Genomic DNA, 17,401 nt, shown 5'->3' with positions numbered 1-17,401 from the left:
ATGAGTCGAATTACCTCGGAAGACATTACCCTAAATCACCTGAAAATTCTCAAGACGGTCGATGATTCTGGTAGCTTTTCTAAAGCGGCCTATCAATTGGGCTATAGTCAATCATTAATTAGCAAAAAAGTCAAGCAATTAGAGGATTATTTTGGAGTATTGCTGGTTAATCGCTCCCCTGGCTCGATCAAACTAACCAATCAGGGTAGAAAGCTAATTTCTGAAACCTTTCAGGTGATAGAAACCGTGGAAACCCTTCAACGAGAGTTTCAGCTGACCTTAAGTGCCGACGGAGAAGACTTAATTCTCGGTGCTACCCCTTTAATTTTAGAAGTCTGGTTAAAACATTACTGGCGACGATTTCGGCTTTGCTTTCCAAGTCGAAATATTCAAGAGATTTCCCTATCCGCTCAAGGTTTATTGGCCGAATCCTCGCCCAAAAACCTTGATATTCTGCTCAACAGTTTCTCCGCTTATAAAGATAAACATCATTGTACTAGACTAACTACCCACCGCTTCCAACTTATTTCTTTCGGTAAGAATGATCTATTTCCTAGCAAAAAATTGATTAAAATCTCAGATATAAACCCAACCGACTTGGTTCTTTTAGATGAAATTTATCAAGAGCTTTGTAAAAATCAAGTTGTCTTAAACTATCTAAGGGATGTACGAATCATTGAAAGTTATCAAGAACTTCTCGATTCTGTGCAAAAAAGCCATAAATCAACTATCCTGCCTGATTTTTGCCAATTTAATTCCCTCTTGAATTATCCAGCATCGATAATACCTATACAGGATGTCAACGAATATGGAGTCTATCTGCACGTCCCTCATTTTAGCGAGCTATTAATATTAGGAGAAAGTTTGGTTAGAAGTTTTCGCCTCGATCAGGATGATTTAGCAATTTCCCCGCAACCGAATCTTATTTTTGCCAGCGATACTTTGCCAACGGAAAATATACTCAGAGTTGGAATTCAACGGGATTCGATCGGACAGTTTATCGCCAGCTATGGAGTTAAATATGTTTTCGATCTACAGCGAGAGTCCAACGAACAACCAATTTTTCAGAAAAATATCGAGATCGATCGAAATTTTACCTTACAGATCGTTGAATTCGCTTGTGGTGAACAAATGAATCAACAAATGAAAAGAGGAGATTTAGATATTTGTATTTTAGACGATATTTCTCTTTTAAACAATGGTACTATGTTTTTTAACAATCTCAGTTTCGGTTCTAAACTAATCGGGATTGCCTCTTATAATATTTTCGGTGAAGATCTGAGGATTCTGCTTCCTAAAGACTCTCCAATCGCCACCGTCCCAGAACTAAGAGGCAAACGTATTTCCACCTTATTTGGTTCCAACGCGCATCGATTTATTATCACTCTTTTTAACCTGTACGGACTGGAGATCAGTCGAGATTGTCACTTGGTTAATGAAGATCCACATACGGCAAGTATGAGCTTTAGAAAAAAGCAAATAGATGCCTATGTATGTTGTGATACTTTTACTTCTATTTTTCAAGAATACGTTTCAGCCAAAAAATTACCCCTAGATCAAAATTTCGGTTTAAGAATTCCTTCCCTTAGAGGCATTGTTTGTCGATCGCGGTTTCTCAAAGAAAACCCCAAACTTGTTATCGCTTACCTACACGACTTGGTAATCGCCAATCATTGGTTTCATTCAGATTCCGCAAGAGCGATCAAGTTGTTAAACGATGTAACATGGGTTTGTCCTGATCGGGTATTTCAGTTCTTCGCTCCTGCCTCTGGAAACCACACCGATCCCACCCTAAAACCCCAATGGTCTTGGCTATTAAAAACCCTCAATCGTAGGTTAGATGGACAATACGGTATCTCATTATTTGACGTAGATTTTTGGATGGACGATTATTTTTTACGGCTAGTCTATAATTTACTCGAACTAGATTACCATTTCCATCAGGTTTCTTTTTCGAGCCAACTCTCTAATGGTTATTTTCCAGAGGAAAAATTTAATCGGTACGCTCAAGTTCTATAAAAATTTTTGATATACTTTGATACCCGTTTATACCTGTCAAATTCCGAGCGAATGGTAACAGAAATTTTCGTCCAGATGATACTTTTTAAAAAACAATATTTCGCTAGAATTAATGTGTTATTATTTCTACACGAAGGATACCGACCATGCAATTACTCTGGTTTATCCCGACCCACGGCGACGGACGTTATCTGGGAACGGCGATCGGCGGGAGAAGCGTTACTTTCGCATACATGTTGCAGATTGCCCGTGCCGTAGACGATTTAGGCTACACGGGTGCGCTTTTACCGACCGGGCGTTCCTGCGAGGACGCGTGGATCGTCGCTTCCACCCTCGTCACGCACACGCGACAGATGCGCTTTCTCGTGGCGGTGCGGCCGGGGTTAGTTTCTCCTGGGGTGGCGGCGAGAATGGCGGCCACTTTTGATCGCCTTTCCGAGGGGCGCTTACTAATTAACGTCGTCACGGGAGGCGATCCAGTGGAATTGGCGGGAGATGGCGTATATTTAAATCATGATGATCGCTACCGTCTAACCGATGAATTTCTAACGGTGTGGCGACAACTATTATCGAAACCGAACACGGACTTTCAAGGCGATTACCTGCGGATCGAGGGGGGAAAAGTCCTGTTTCCCCCCTTACAGAAGCCCCACCCACCCCTTTGGTTCGGTGGCTCCTCGCCCATCGCCCACGAGATTGCCGCTAAACACGTCGATGTCTATCTGACCTGGGGCGAACCCCCGTCCGCAGTGGCCGAAAAAATCATCACCGTGCGCCGTTTAGCCGAAGCCCGCGGTCGGACGCTCCGATTCGGCATTCGTTTACACGTTATCGTCCGGGAAACGGCCAGCGAAGCGTGGGAGGCGGCGGAGACATTGATCCGCTATGTAGACGAGGAAGCGATTGCTACCGCCCAAAACGCCTACGCGCGCATGGACTCGGAAGGGCAACGGCGGATGAGTCAATTGCACAACGGCAGTCGCGCCGCCTTGGAAATTAGCCCAAATCTCTGGGCCGGGGTGGGTTTGGTACGCGGGGGAGCGGGAACCGCTCTCGTGGGGGATGCGGATACGGTAGCGCGCCGTCTGCTCGAATACCGAGATCTCGGTATCGAGACGTTTATTCTCTCCGGTTATCCCCATCTAGAGGAAGCCTACCGGGCCGCCGAACTGTTGTTTCCCCGTTTACCAGTAGAGAGCGCGCCGATCCGACCCCAACCCGTTCAGGTTCTCGCTCCTTTCGGCGAGATCGTTGCCCATATCTAATTTCCGCTAGTGTTCTAAATCTGTGGAATAAGTAATAATGGTTGGTTCTTCGGCACTTATTATGCAGACTTATGCAGACGGGGTGATTATGATTCTGAAACTCTTGATGGATAAGACTTGTAAGATTCACAAACCGTCTCCAGTATAGTATCTACCGAAGAGCCATAATTCCTAGCCCTGCCCAACGGATTTAGTATGATTCATGGTCGAACAGTCCACTCGCCTAAGTTTTCCAACAATTCCTATTTTCTCATAATTAGGGGTCTCAAGACCCCCCTAGCGGCCACCGAGAAAACCCTCACCAGCTAAGTATTTTTACTCAAGTTTCTGGAGGGGGACAGCTTAGGTGACAGTTGAGGGTGCGGAATGTGGGTTAATAAATAGAGACGTAAGCTAAACGGCTTTTACTTCGGATCACCGATATAGACTCCAAAAGGGTTATAGCTATTGGATCATGCAGGTTAAGCGCCGTTTAGCTTACCATAGATAATACGTCTCGAGGCTCTCAAAGTTTTACAGTTCTTTTAACTTCGATCGCAATTCCTCTAATTCCGCATCCACTGCCGAATCCCTGACGGTGGTTGCTTGGGGTAAAGTGGGTTGACTAGAAGTTGTGCTGGGGGGTAATGCTCCGCCAGACATTTGTGCTTTCAGCATTGCTAATTCATCATCCACATCGCTACCCGCTTCTAGTGCAGCGAATTGATGTTCGATGCCAATGCCCTCCAATTCACCGTAAGCTTGACTACTGGCTTCTAACTCGATAACTTTTGCTTCCATGCGCTCAAAAGCACCCACGGAACTACTGGTATTGATACTGCCGAGGGTTTTTTGGAGTTCTTCGTTAGCTTTTGCGGCTCTGGAGCGAGCTACTAACATATTTTTCTTGGTTTTTGCCTCAGAAATCTTACTTTCGAGCGCAATCAAGTTTTTTCTCAGACTATCTACCTGTACCGTTTGCTGATCCAGTTGATTTTTGAGAATGGCGGCGGTTTCCGTGCAATCTTTCTTGCGTTTAAGAGCTTCCCTGGCGAGATTTTCATCCCCTTTAGCAAGGGCTAATTTGGCCCTTTGTTCCCATTTATTGGCTTCTGACTGGTCTTTGCTGTATTTTTGTTCCGTTTGTCGCTGTTCGGCGATCGCTCTAGCGACCGCTTGACGTACCTGTACTAGATCCTCTTGCATCTCACTGACAGCTTGCTCCAGCATTTTTTCTGGATCTTCAGCCTTGCTCACCATATCATTGAGGTTAGCTCGGACAACTCGGCTAAGGCGATCGAATAAACCCATGACGCTCTTGTTCCTCTCGGTGTGTACTAAATCAGTTAACTGTTCTTAAAATTTCCTATCTTGCCTAACGGCTTATTATCCAATATAAACCACGAGAGCTAGGATAGGGGATAGGAGTTAGGAGTCAAGAGTCAGGAGACAGCTTTTTTCTCCCCACACCCCACACCCCACACCCTACACCCCACACCCCACACCCCACACCCCACATCACCCATCCAAGTTTTCTTGTTTTAACTTGAGTAATTCCGCTTCAATTTGTTTTTGTCCCTCTAAATCTTGGAATTGTCGCTCTAAGGGGTCTTTATACCCGATTAAATCGGCTTGGGATTCGGCTTCTAAGACTTTTGCTTCTAATTTCTCGAAAATAGTTCCCATCTGACTGCTGTTCAAACTGCCCATAATTTCTTGGGCTTTTTGACTGGCACTCGCTGATCGCAATCTGGCCACATAAAGGCTTTTCTGTGCTTTCATCTCAGCATATTTGCGTTCAATTGTCAAGAGTTCTTTCTTTAACTTTTGTATAATAGCCGTCTGTTGTTGCAGGGAGGTTTGTAGGGGGGCGATCTGACTTTGATAGGTTTGCCATTGGCTGAGAGCTTGGCGGGCGAGTTCCTCGTTACCGTGATGTAGGGCTAATTGGGCGCGTTCGTGCCAAGTTTGGGCCGCTTTTTCCTGTTGTTGTCGTTGGCGCTCGGTACGTTTCTGGGTAGCGACGGCTGCCGCCAGGGCTTGTCGCATTTGCATCAATTCCCCTTCCATCGCCAAGATCGCCTTTTCCAGCAGTTTTTCGGGATCTTGATTTTCCTGAATCAGACTATTGACTTGGGCGCGAATTGCTTGGCCCATGCGATCAAACAAACCCATTGCCGTCCTCCCGATAGGAACCCTAATAGTTTACCGAAGTGCCGCTCCTATCAATAATGATAGAACTAGGGACGGGGGACTGGGAGGGATCGGCTGTTTCTGAAGGTGCCGGACTACTGGGAGAAGGGGATGCTTGTAATTCTGGCGGTAACTGTTTCATTAACTCCACCGCCTCCTGTGGGTTTTGATTGGCCAAGCGACGGGCTTTTTCCCGTTGAAAAAAGGGTAAATTAGCGGGTGATTCTTCTCTTTGACGCAATTCCTCCAACATTCGTTCGTTAATGATCGCGGTCGAGGGGGCGGGGGTGACTTGGGGCGGTGGCGGTGGTGGTGCGGAAACTAGGGAAGATGCTGGAGGGGTACTGGGGTCCGGGGGGGCGACCGGTAAAGATTGCTTGATCTTACTGACGGGTAATTGATGGGCCGGCATTGGGGATGGTGGCGGATTGGGCGGTAAGAGGGCATTAGTCGGATTTATGGCGGTGGGGGGACTCTGAACCACTGGTGGGGCGGGAATGTTAGCGATCGGGCTAGTTTTAACAGGAGGAGCGGGAATATTAGCGATCGGACTGGTTTGAGGAGTTTTCTGTACCGGACGAGCGATCGCTATCAATCGATCGAGGTGGCGGGAGTTATTTTGGTGCTGCTCGCGGGGGGAATTCTCAGCTTTCCTCGGGGTGGGGGTGGTGCTGGTTAACCATTGATTGAGACTGAGGAGACTATTAGCAATCAAAAAGATCACCATTGCCCGGATACCCCAAGGGGTAAAAAAGACATCTTTAGCTTGGGGATAGACGTTAATGACAGAAGCTTCTAGGTATTCTGGTTCCTGAGCGGGATCGATAGCTGAACTGGGTTGATGGACGATCGAGAGAGGCAAATCTTGGGAGGATGGGGATCGATCAGATTTCATGGCAGATGACTAGGGCGGGGTTATTAAAGGTTATGCTGAAAGGTTAAGTAGGTAGGCGTTAAAAATTATCAGAAACCCCCCTTATCAAGGGGGGACTAAGGGAGGATCGGCGCCCCCCTTATCAAGGGTAGATCCCCCCGCCTATCGGCGCCCCCCTTATCAAGGGGGGAAGGGGGGATCGAACCTAAAATCCATTTTTGATTTAATTATAACCAGCTACTTAGGGGTTTTTTCGTCCTAGTCTAACGTGGTACTCTCTAGATTTTCCAGATGTCTTTACATTCTCTTGACAAAATTTTGGCGGCTATTACTCAACAGGTGGGTTGGGAAGAATATCGCCAGTATGATCAAGTGCTGCAATTATGGCCAAAAATTATTAATCCCCGTCTGCTGGAGCAAACCCGGCCTTTTTCCCTCAATCGCGGGGTTTTATCGGTGGCTACCAGTAGCGCCGCTTTAGCCCAGGAATTGTCTTTACAACGCTATAGCTTATTAAAACGGCTTAATAGTCAGTTAGAGACTCCCTTGGGCGATATCCGCTTTTCTGCTGCCCGTTGGCAGCAAGATAGTCAGTTAATTCCTCCAGAAGCGATCGCACCTAAATCCCTGAGAGATCATCCTAGTTATGTCACCCCGGAAAAACCGCCAGAAAATCCCCAGCAACCGGACAGTTTAGAGAGTTGGAGCCAGAAAATAGTTCATAGAACCCGATCTTGGCCGATTTGTCCTCGTTGTCAGTCTCCCAGTCCCTCCGGAGAGCTTGAGCGTTGGCAATGTTGTGCTTTTTGTTTTGCCCAGTCGGGCGGGGTAAAAGATTAAATTTTTTTATAGTCTTGTGGAAAGAGTGGTTTTGAGTCGGGAATCAATTGGCCGATCTTTTCTGTCTTAATTGAACCTGTATTCATCAATTCTATCGAGCTAAGGCTTGATCCCCGTTCTGTTATTGCTGATACTAGACCCAATAACCTCGGCCACAACTGAGTTTAACTCCTCTGTTTTGAGACAGTGCTGCTTTTTGCAAAGTAACTATTAAAAGATTCTAAAAACAAAATTTTTTTTGGGGATCACTAAAAACTATATGGCGTATCAGTCCTAGCTATGGTAGTCAGGAAAATACCCTTGGCACAGGGTAGGACAATATTACACAGAGCGAAAAGAGAGTCATCCCTTGAGTTCCCTATAATCATCTTCCTTTTAAAGCTAACCCATGCAAGCCGCAAACTTTCTTACCTCTTCCTGTCGATACTGCCGATACTATCAAACCCAGGGTCGGCGCGGTGGCACTTGTCAACAACTAGATGTTCCCGTCGAAGCTCATTGGAAAGCCTGCGCTCTAGCGATGCCTCCTTTTAGTGCTGAATGGCAACAACTCAATCGGGTGGTTAGTTTAGAACAGTCTCTAGAATTAACCTGTGCAGTGTCGCCCACTCCCGTGGTGGTTTCCCCTCGTCGTCATGCTCCCCGACAACCGATCGCGGTTTAGAAGCTCTAGGTCCTAAACAGGAGCCAAAAATTGGCTTTGCCCATTCAAAATCTGAATTCACCCCTGCACATCTTTTCGGGCGCTATTTTTGGGATAATATATGAGTTGATTGTAAAGATAAAGCTAGGAAAAGCAGAATTGCTGTAGAAAGTATTCAGGAGTTGAGAGTTGGGGTTTTAGGGTTTTGGGGTATTAGTTGAAATTCCCCTATCTCCCTATCTCCCCGCACCCCACACCCCGCACCCCACTTCCCGATAATTAATGTCGCCAGAATGCCCCTGATGACTTCTCATCGTCCCCTAAAAATTGGTATAGTTGGCACAGGGTTCGCCGCTCAACGTCGCGCTGAAAGCTTGCAAGCGGATGATCGCGCCCAGCTTTTGTATGTTAGCGGTAATAGTGCCGAATCGATCGCTAATTTCTCGCAAAAATACCAAATTTCTGCCCTAGATTCGGCAGTAAGCCTGGCCAGTCATCCTGATCTCGATCTGATTGTCATTGCCAACGTTAATCAGGCCCATGCCTCGATCGCCCGTACTGCTTTAAAATCCGGTAAGCACGTTATCGTCGAGTATCCCCTGGCTTTCCACCCGGCAGCGGCAGCAGAATTAATCACCCTAGCCGAAACCGAGAAGAAATTACTGCACGTCGAACATATTGAACTTTTGGGGGGACTGCATCAAACCCAACAGCAGTATTTAGCCACCCTCGGCAATATCCACCTAGCCCGTTATACCACGATCGCCCCCGGCAGACCGGCACCCCGGCGCTGGACATTTCATCGGGATTTATTCGGTTTTCCTTTGATCGCTGCCCTTTCTCGTATCCATCGCTTTACTAATTTATTTGGGGAAGTGGAGTCCGTATCCTGTCATTGTCGTTATTGGAATGCCCCGGAATCCGATTATTTTCTAGCCTGTTTGTGTGAGGCGCAGTTATTATTTAAAAATGGCTTAATTGCTGAAGTTACCTACGGTAAAGGGGACGTTTTTTGGCAAAATGAGCGAACTTTCACTATTCATGGCGAGGGGGGCAGCTTAATTTTTGAAGGGGAAACAGGGCAGTTAATTAATAGTGAAGGTAGCCAAGCTTTAGAAGTGGAAACCCGTCGCGGTCTTTTTGCCAAAGATACCGCCATGGTGCTAGATTATCTGTTCGATCGGGTTCCTCTTTATGTTACTCCCCAAGCCAGTCTTTATGCCCTAGAAGTGGCCTACGCTGCCTATCAATCTTCTTTGTCGGGAAAAACAGTTTTTCTCGCAGACAATTAAACCGAATTAGACTTTTTGAATTAACTTTCTGCCTAGTAAACCCTGGGGACGAACTAACAACATAATAAAGAGAATAGCAAAAGCGATCGCCTCTCGATAACCGGAATATTCTGCGGGAACAAAAGCTTCGGCAATACCCAATAATAAACCACCGATTACTGCTCCGGGGATACTTCCCAATCCCCCTAAAACAATCACTCCTAAACCTTTTAATCCGAAAGCAATACCGAAATAGGGGCCAGCGATACTAACACTAGAACCGACTAAAGTTCCTGCTAAACCTGCCAAGGCACCACTAATAAAAAAGGTAATCACGATAAATTTTTCGGGATTGATCCCCAACAAACTGGCCGTGGTGACATCTTCAGCTACCGCTTGTAAAGCTTTGCCCATTTTGGTGAAATTAACCCAATAAGTTAGCAAAGCCACCATAACTGCTGAAACCAGAAAAATAATAATCTGAATTGTGCGAATTGCCACGGGGCGATCGGCTGTACCGAAATTAATTGCGGGGGGAAGATTGCCATAAATCCCATCGGGAAAAGTATAAATTTCTGCCCCGAATAAGTATTGAATGACATTGACAATCACCACGGCTGCCCCTAGGCTAGAAACCAGAGTTAAGAGAGAATCGGAACCCCGTACCCGGAGGGGTTTAAAGGCCAATCTTTCCAGAAGAACCGAGGTGAAACCTGAAAGGATACAGCCTAGCAAGAGTGCTAAAAAAAAGGGTAAGGAAAAGGGTAATTTGGCATTAGCCAATAAACCATTAAACCCGAAAACTCCCCCCGCTAGAGCGTAGGTAAAATAGGCACCGAGGGTAAAAATTGCGCCATGGGCAAAATTGATAATCCCTAAAATGGAAAAAATCAAAGTGTAACCGAGGGCAAAAATAGCATAGACACTACCGATCGATAAACCGTTTAAAACCTGTTGAAAAATCGTTACTAGATCCATTGTCAGGGTTAGCTAGGGTAACTTTTGATTATAACTGACGGTCGCCACCACATCCGGTAAAGGACGCTGCAGTTTATATAACCAGAATAACCCGAAAATACCGATAGCGATCGCTCCTAAACTAATTATTTGCGCCATTTTTAGAGGCCCAAACATTAAACTATCGGTGCGTAGCCCCTCGATCCAGAATCTACCTAGACTGTAGGCGATAAAATAGACTAGGGTAAGGGTGCCAATTTTTAATTTACTAGGGTGTTTTAAACCCCAGAAAAATAGATAGATGAGTAGGGCAAAAACTGTCAGATTCCAGAGAGATTCGTAGAGAAAGGTGGGGTGAAAATAATCGACGGTGATATATTTTAAAGGACGACTAGCGGGAGGAATAAACAACTTCCAAGGTAAATTAGTCGGACTGCCAAAAGCTTCCGAATTAAAAAAGTTACCCCAACGTCCGATCGCTTGACCGAGAATAACTGAAGGGGCCACCAGATCGAGTAATTGCCAAAGAGAAACCCGATTAATGCGGGCAAAAATTAGGGCTGCCAGCAAACCCCCGATAATTGCCCCGTGAATGGCGATACCTCCCTTCCAAATGGCGATAATATCAGCAGGATTTTGCGCGTATTCTTGCCACTGAAAGAGAACATAGTACAGACGGGCTGCAGGTATGGCCCCCACTACTAACCAAATGGCCAAATCGGCGATTAAATCGGGATCGATCGCTCTTTTTTGGGCGAGGTACTGGGAGAGGGTGACACCCAATAATACCGCCATAGCGATGAGAAATCCATACCAGCGCACCGAAATCGGTCCGATCTCCCAGAGGATCGGGCCGGGGGACTGAAAGACAAAACCTAAGAGCATAAAATTATTAAGAATAAAAAATTTTATCTTTCCTATAGTATCTTATGCTATGATGAGGTATGCTGACATATTTGCGGATGTGGCGGAATTGGTAGACGCGCTAGATTTAGGTTCTAGTATCTTTTCGATGTGTGGGTTCGAGTCCCTCCATCCGCATTAACCTTCGGGTCGATGAAGTGTAACCTAATTTGGTGTTGACGACCGACAACTCAAAACAAAGACTTCTTACCGATTCAGGAGAGAGGAGACTTCCCGGTTTAGTAAATTCAGGCATTTTGTCCGATAAATAAGGTTTCTGTCAGTTCAAAAACTCTTTGATCTGTATTTTTTCCTTTTGACGGCTGACTCGGACAATGCTGACTCAACCAGAGGTTTTAAAATTTTTTAGAGGAAGTCTAATATCATTTTGCAAAAGTAATGACAGACTTAGTTGGTCATTACTTTTGCATAATTAATTTTTGATGGTTCAAAAATGAGAAAAATAGGCATAAAATTGCATCAAATCACTAAATAGAGCATTTAATTGATTATTATTCATTCTTAATTCTCCTGACTACTGACGACCGGCTACTGACTCCTAACCCTCACAACAATTTTTGATTTTTGCAAGAGGTCTATTCTAAGGCGCAATTACGCTCTGAGAGAAGAATTGGGCTTGCAGATGTCAGTCACGACTATTGAAATTGGTACAACGTCCCTTAAATGAGTTACACCAAATAAGTGACCTAGATCGTGTGACTGGTAAGAGGGAGAGGAACAATCTATCCTAAACAGTAATAGAGAGCTAGATAGCAAAATACTCCTTAGCAAGATCTCGCTCTAGCTCTCGATGTGGAATACGAGAAGACAGACAAGGTTAGGTCAGACCTAATCCTGTCGAAATTGTTCTTAATTTTATCGACATTTTAGCGACTACTTGCGCTCAGGAAGGTACTTATATGGATCAGCCTTTTGAAAGTGATGTTATGGAGGACTTAGCCGCTAATTCCTCCTTTGCCGATGAGGGAGCCTTCGATGCTTGGGAAGGTATGGAAAGCGAAGGTTTTGAAGGATTTGAAGCCGAAGACAGTTTTGGCGAAGACCAATTAGGATGGGAAGATCTGGGAGGAGAGGGCTTTCTGGGAGAAGACGAATACGAGGCGGAATTAGGGGAAGATTTCGGCGATGATTACCTCATCGATAGCGGAGTCAATGATTGGGATGCCCTAGAAGAAGCCGTTGCCGATGCCCTAGACGCGGAAGACAGCGATGAATTTTTCCGACAATTATTAGGAGGAATTAGCCGGGTGGCGGGGGCAGCCCGTCGGGGAGCCACCACTGCCAGCCGGGTAGCCCGGGGGGTGGGACGGGCGGTCCAAACTGCCGGACGAGTAGCTGGACAGGTGCAGCGAGTGGCAGGCCAAGTGCAGCGAGTGGCGGGACGTGCCGGACGCGCTGCCAATCCCTTGGCCAGCATTTTGGGGCAAGTAGCGCCGCTGCTGCAACAGTATGCCGCCCAGGGCTTTGATGAATTGGATGCCCTAGAAGACTTAGCCGATTTATTTGCCGATGAGGAGCTAGATGAGGCTTTACCCGTACTAGCTGGTATGGCGGCCCGCACTATGGTTAGACCGGTGCTGCGCCGTGCCGCCCTCAGTAGTCCTCTCCGTCGTCAGATCGTTCACAGTACCACCCAAGTGGCTCGAAATCTAGTCCGCCGTCAGGGATCGGCTGCCCTGCGAGCTTTGCCGAGGATAGCTCAGAGTGTCGGACAAACCGCCGCTCGTCGTCGTTTATCCCCCAGTCGCTTACCGCAAGCTATCCGACAAACCGGGGCGAGAGTGGCGGCGCAACCCCGTTTAGTACGGCAGTTATCCCGTCCCGCCCCGGGGATGAGAAGAACTTCTGTTCGCCCCGGCCCCAGTCGCGGTGGTCTGCCCCAGCGCCTAAGACTACAAGGACCGGTGGAAATTATGATCACGCGCCTATAGCTATTTCTGCCCTTGTAATTAGGAGAGAAAAATCATGTATCAAGCCTTTGAAACCGATGTCATGGATGACTTGTTTTACGATCAAGTGGAAGGCCCCGCCCAAAGGGGCGACTATTACGATAGCTACGATGCCGGGGATGAATTCGGGGAATACGATCTGGCCGAAGCCGATGATGATGCCTTTATCGGTGGTTTAATCCGCAGTGGTCAGGGATTTGACGAGATGGAAGACTGGGGAGAACAGGGCTACGATTCTGGTTTCGATGCCCTGGAGGATGCCCTGGCCGATGCCCTGGCCGAGGAGGACACGGACGAGTTTTTCCGACGCTTGGGACGCATCGCTCGCAATGTGGGACGCAGAGTCGGACAAGTTGCTGGAAGAGTGGGCCGGGGAATTGGTTCCGTAGCCCGCGTGGTCGGACCGATCGCCAGTATGATTCCCCTACCGCAAGCGCAATTAATCGGACGTATTGCCAACGTGGCCGGAAGACTTTTGGCTGATGAGGCCGATGAGTTTGAGGCTTTGGAGGACTTATTTGACCTGGCCGAGACGGAAGATGCGATCGATGCGGCCGCTCCCTTTGTTTCCGCCGTTGCCCTGCGGACCGCTATGCCCAATATCTCGCGACTACCGCGGCAAACTCGCCGGCAATTGGTCAGTAGTGTCAGCCAAGCTACACGCACCCTCGCCCGTCGTCAAGGGCCGGCCGCCGCTAGAGCCGTGCCTCGCATTGTGCGCGGTGTTAGTCGTACCGTTGCCCAAAGAGGTTTACCCGCCCGATCTGTGGCTCCTGCCGTGCGTCGTGCCGCCGCCCGAGTCGCCCAAAGTCCTCGCACCGTGCGCCGTTTAGCCCGTCCGCTCACTACCAGATCCCGTCCCGGCCGGCGATCAATGTCCGGGGGACGACCTTGCCCCACCTGCGGCCGCAGCCATAGCTATCGTCTGCGCGGACCGGTAACGATTCGGATTCAAGGCAGTTAGGCAACCAACCGCAATGGGGGCAGTATGGGAACGAGAGCTTTTCTACACAATAAAATTTTAGATCTAACGGCGCGAGCGCGTCGTCTAGTCAGGGTAAATTATGCTTCCGTGGGGATTCGCCCCCAAGATTTACCCTACGCTCCCTCTCCTGACCATTTTCGGGCAGCTAATCAACGTCTGGCTAAGATTGATCGCCAAATTCAACGTCGTCTTCAGCATCTACAAGGGACGTGGAACGAGTCACCGATAGAGCGAGTTTTAATCGATATAGCACTGGTAGAACGGGAAATTGACCGCGCTCGCCGTAGTTTTGGCCTATTTTTTGAAATTTTTAGTCAAAGGGGTTCCTCTTTTGCCGCCGCTCTCGCCGCCCATGATCTGATCGCGATCGATTGTTATCGGGCCGTTCGCGAGTCCTCTCCGGGGTTATTTCGCGCACCGATGCTCAAACCCTTGTGTTATATGGAACACGGTTTCTCACCTGCTACCATGCGTCGTGGAGTTTTGCTGACTCGTCTTTTGGGAGAACCTAATCCCTTCCCGATTATCCGCATTCCTTGGGATCGAGATAATCCTTGGCAACCGGTCTTTATCCACGAAGTAGCCCACAATCTGCAAGCGGATCTGGGTATCTGGCAGGAAAATCGTCAAGCGGTGATCCGTCGCATTCTCGGCACCAGTGGCGACCCCAGTATTACTCGCATCTACGGACGCTGGCATAAGGAAGTTTTTGCCGATTTAGCGGCGATTTTATTAGCCGGTCCAGCCGCAGCCTGGGGAATGGCACTTTTTCTGGCTCATCCCGCTCCCCGTACCCTTACCTATCGTCCTGGAGGAGCGCACCCGACGGCATATCTGAGAATTTTGATCTTAGCGGAAATGTTGCGACGGATGGGATTTGGTCAAGAAGGCGATCGCCTACGCTCGGTTTGGCAGCAACTCTATAACCCTAATCGTTTTCACCGTCTGCCGGCACGTCTGTTAACCACCTCGGAATTATTGATTCCCCATCTGGTGGATGAAATTGCCTATCAAACCCGTCGCAATCTCGCCCAACAGGCCCTGGCCGATATTATTCCTTTTTCTGAAGATGATGAAAAAGCGATTCAAGCCGGTGCTAGACAATTAGTTCAAGGAGGGGTTCCCCCCGATTTACCGCCGCGATTTCTGGTCAGCGCCGCTAGTTATGCCCTCGCTACTGGTCAAATTCCCGCCCGTCAGTTATCCAATCGGGTTATTAATCATCTTACCTCCCCTATTCCCCCATCTTCACCCAGTTTTAAAGAAATACAAGCCGCTTTGCTCTGAAAACTTAGGAATATAGGGGATAACTGATCACTGAAAAAAACCCAACACCTTTTTTCCTTGCCCTGATAAATTATGAACACTTCATCTGGCAATCCGTTTAATTATAGTAGTGCCATGGCCAAAAATAATGGCCTGATGGCGAACAGTAGTTCTCGTATGGCGTTGGATAATCTTCTGCGGCGAGAATTAAAAGTCAGCGATCCCAATGATGCCAAACAGATAGCAGAGGCATTACTAAACCGCTATAAAAACAATCCTAGAGCATTAGCCATCAACAAGGAGGCGGAGGGAGTTCCCTTTCTTTTGGCTTCTGGTACACCGATGCCCCTGCAGCAAGCCCCCACATCCTCCGATGCAGAAATGCAGCAAGCGATCAATGATGTGGAGCGGGATTTGCAGGAACTGACCACCAACTCCATCCTCAAGGACGTGACCCCAGAATTGGAAGGCTGGGCGATGGCAGTTCGTTCTGCCATTCAGGAAGGGGTGAATTCGGCTCGTTTTGCCCTCGATCCCAGACAGCGGGATAAAACCTTCGGCATCCGTCGCACCTTGGGGGATTATGCTCGCCTGGCGCGGCTGGTTGGGGCGCTGACTCCTACCATGAGCCTCATCTATCGCAAGTTCGCTCAGAGTTTGGATGAAGTGGCTTCCGTCTTATTTGTGATGATGGGTGAAGCACTCTCTAATGTCGGCTTCGGCGGTCGTTATCTCTTACAGGCTCCCTATAGCGAGTTACAAGTGCGCCGGGATGCTGTTATCTATGCCCTGCGGAATTTAGTCGGGGCAACTCAAGAGGCTTATGCTCCCAACGAATGGCCCAGAGGGATCGATGCCTACCGCCAGCTTTTCCAACGGTTGGAAGAACAGGGACAAGGCGATCTTCGCGCTCTCCTGGTTGAAGGCGAGTTAAGTCGCGTCATGGATGCGCTCATTCAAAGGTCTGGTCAGGGTAGTGTCGCCGGTTTGCGCCAATTAGGGGCAACAGCACAGTTGGATGTCGAACGCCTGCGCCGCCTAGTCATAGTTGGTAAGAACTTGATCTATCCTGCTGCTCCACCTCTGACTGCTTTTCTGGAAGCTTTGCAGCTTTTTGTGGATGGTTTCGAGCCATCCGGTGGATTCCGGTTGCTGCGGATTGCCCGACCGCCGATTTTGTTCTATGGCCTGTATGGGATGTCCGCCTTTGATGAAGCTGAAGAAAGGCTGCTACGGCTGATCATTGAGCGCAATCAGCTTGCGGATAAACTGGACTGCTATTTGCAATGTGGCTGTACTTCTAAAACAGTTCTCTGCCAAATCGTTCTCGATAAAATTCTTTACGATCTTGATCGCGCGATCGACCTCTATGCTGTGGGGACGCAAGATACTAACGATCCTCTGAAGAAATCGCCAGAAAAACGGGCAGTTGCCTATAGCTACATCGTTGATGTTTTCCTATTTCCTACTAAAAGTATTGGAAACCCTCAGCGAGGTCGCTGTCTCCTAGAAAATGAGACCGCGAATGACGACGGTTTATTACCTGGCGAACAGGGTAATTCCCAACAGTACCTCAATCATCTCATTTATCAAAGTTGTTTGCAGATTCGCAAGGATCTTTATGTTTCTTCTGGAAACGATGAACCCTCTGACACGAATGTACTAGCAGCACTTCCTAACAATGACAAAACAATCAGAGACTTAGTTTGCCAAGAATTACAAGTTCAAAAAGACATGGAAGGTCGTTGGGAAAATCTGGTGCAAACGATGGCTCCGTCGTGCATACCATTTAGGAATGTTCGATGGAATAATTCAAACAATAACCACTCAGTATCAGGAGTATTTAATGTCATGAACAGCCTAATTAATCGAGCTTTACAGAGAGCTTTAGGGAAACAAGAAGATGATAACCCAATCGATCTTGAAGTTAAATTTGAGTTACCCAGTAACTACGAAGAAAGCCTGAAGATTGTTGCTGATAAGCTCAGTCCTAAACTAGGCGAGTCAGCCCAAAATCTTGCTGAAGATTTTGATGATTTAGTTAATGACAATCCATTAACTAAGCCATGACAATTATTGATCACCGATTCATAAACTGGCTCTTCGGTTTGTGTTATGCAATGGACGGGGGTTATAAGGGATGGAACCCTTATAGAGAAAGGCATTTAGCGATTTTTGTCAATTGTTTTTTATCTAGAGCGAACTAATCAATTAAGTCTCTTGCCAGATAAGGATT

14 protein-coding genes and 1 tRNA gene are annotated in these 17,401 nt (G+C 47.5%); 10 read left to right on the top strand and 5 right to left on the bottom strand.

Features of this window, described 5'->3' with window-relative positions; all coding sequences use genetic code 11:
• Together O9290_RS07990 and ssuD are read left to right on the top strand one after the other, a co-directional pair.
• A complete protein-coding gene (locus O9290_RS07990) occupies window positions 1-2,019 on the top strand; it encodes a LysR family transcriptional regulator (RefSeq protein WP_288086890.1) in 2,019 nt (672 codons plus the stop codon).
• Window positions 2,020-2,165: 146 nt separating this feature from the next.
• Window positions 2,166-3,284 carry an FMNH2-dependent alkanesulfonate monooxygenase gene (ssuD, locus tag O9290_RS07985; RefSeq protein WP_288059923.1) on the top strand — a complete coding sequence of 373 codons (1,119 nt, stop codon included), beginning with the start codon at window positions 2,166-2,168 and terminating at the stop codon, window positions 3,282-3,284.
• Window positions 3,285-3,797: 513 nt separating this feature from the next.
• On the opposite strand, the gene O9290_RS07980 is transcribed toward ssuD, so the two are convergent.
• The 3 genes from O9290_RS07980 to O9290_RS07970 all read right to left on the bottom strand — a co-directional run bounded on the left by O9290_RS07980 (window position 3,798) and on the right by O9290_RS07970 (window position 6,351).
• On the bottom strand, window positions 3,798-4,574 hold the full coding sequence (locus O9290_RS07980; RefSeq protein ID WP_079206128.1) for a PspA/IM30 family protein: 777 nt from the start codon (window positions 4,572-4,574) through the stop codon (window positions 3,798-3,800).
• A gap of 207 nt (window positions 4,575-4,781) precedes the next feature.
• Window positions 4,782-5,438: a PspA/IM30 family protein gene (locus tag O9290_RS07975; protein ID WP_002757680.1), complete on the bottom strand. Its 657-nt coding sequence runs from the start codon at window positions 5,436-5,438 to the stop codon at window positions 4,782-4,784.
• Window positions 5,439-5,460: 22 nt separating this feature from the next.
• Complete coding sequence (locus O9290_RS07970) at window positions 5,461-6,351, bottom strand: hypothetical protein (protein WP_288059922.1); 891 nt, start codon at window positions 6,349-6,351, stop codon at window positions 5,461-5,463.
• Between the two features lie 270 nt (window positions 6,352-6,621).
• Between O9290_RS07970 and O9290_RS07965 the strand changes: the two genes are divergently transcribed.
• From O9290_RS07965 to O9290_RS07955, 3 genes are all read left to right on the top strand, one after another.
• The gene (locus O9290_RS07965) at window positions 6,622-7,170 is read left to right on the top strand and encodes a DciA family protein (RefSeq protein WP_288059921.1); all 549 of its coding nucleotides are present in this window, start codon (window positions 6,622-6,624) and stop codon (window positions 7,168-7,170) included.
• Window positions 7,171-7,558: 388 nt separating this feature from the next.
• On the top strand, window positions 7,559-7,834 hold the full coding sequence (locus tag O9290_RS07960) for a hypothetical protein (protein ID WP_002757677.1): 276 nt from the start codon (window positions 7,559-7,561) through the stop codon (window positions 7,832-7,834).
• A gap of 272 nt (window positions 7,835-8,106) precedes the next feature.
• Window positions 8,107-9,105 (top strand): Gfo/Idh/MocA family protein, encoded by a 999-nt coding sequence (locus O9290_RS07955; protein WP_288059920.1) that lies wholly within the window; start codon window positions 8,107-8,109, stop codon window positions 9,103-9,105.
• 6 nt (window positions 9,106-9,111) lie between these two features.
• Here the strand turns inward: O9290_RS07955 and O9290_RS07950 are convergent, their stop codons facing one another.
• Together O9290_RS07950 and lgt are read right to left on the bottom strand one after the other, a co-directional pair.
• Entirely contained in the window at window positions 9,112-10,062 is a 951-nt protein-coding gene (locus tag O9290_RS07950) for a branched-chain amino acid ABC transporter permease (RefSeq protein ID WP_002757675.1), read from the bottom strand.
• A gap of 12 nt (window positions 10,063-10,074) precedes the next feature.
• Window positions 10,075-10,926 carry a prolipoprotein diacylglyceryl transferase gene (gene lgt, locus O9290_RS07945; RefSeq protein WP_288059919.1) on the bottom strand — a complete coding sequence of 284 codons (852 nt, stop codon included), beginning with the start codon at window positions 10,924-10,926 and terminating at the stop codon, window positions 10,075-10,077.
• 73 nt (window positions 10,927-10,999) lie between these two features.
• On the opposite strand from lgt, the gene O9290_RS07940 reads away from it, so the two are divergent.
• From O9290_RS07940 to O9290_RS07920, 5 genes are all read left to right on the top strand, one after another.
• Window positions 11,000-11,082, top strand: a tRNA-Leu gene (locus O9290_RS07940).
• A 782-nt stretch (window positions 11,083-11,864) separates the two neighbouring features.
• On the top strand, window positions 11,865-12,896 hold the full coding sequence (locus tag O9290_RS07935; protein WP_002757673.1) for a hypothetical protein: 1,032 nt from the start codon (window positions 11,865-11,867) through the stop codon (window positions 12,894-12,896).
• A 34-nt stretch (window positions 12,897-12,930) separates the two neighbouring features.
• Complete coding sequence (locus tag O9290_RS07930) at window positions 12,931-13,878, top strand: hypothetical protein (protein ID WP_288059918.1); 948 nt, start codon at window positions 12,931-12,933, stop codon at window positions 13,876-13,878.
• Between the two features lie 24 nt (window positions 13,879-13,902).
• Window positions 13,903-15,186 (top strand): hypothetical protein, encoded by a 1,284-nt coding sequence (locus O9290_RS07925; RefSeq protein WP_288086888.1) that lies wholly within the window; start codon window positions 13,903-13,905, stop codon window positions 15,184-15,186.
• 72 nt (window positions 15,187-15,258) lie between these two features.
• Window positions 15,259-17,235 carry a hypothetical protein gene (locus O9290_RS07920; protein WP_288056889.1) on the top strand — a complete coding sequence of 659 codons (1,977 nt, stop codon included), beginning with the start codon at window positions 15,259-15,261 and terminating at the stop codon, window positions 17,233-17,235.
• Window positions 17,236-17,401 lie beyond the last annotated feature (166 nt).

Source organism: Microcystis sp. LE19-41.2A (assembly GCF_027530405.1).
Classification (GTDB): domain Bacteria; phylum Cyanobacteriota; class Cyanobacteriia; order Cyanobacteriales; family Microcystaceae; genus Microcystis; species Microcystis aeruginosa.
Note: the sequence above shows the minus strand (reverse complement) of the source record. Positions and strands in the feature narration are given on the sequence as shown.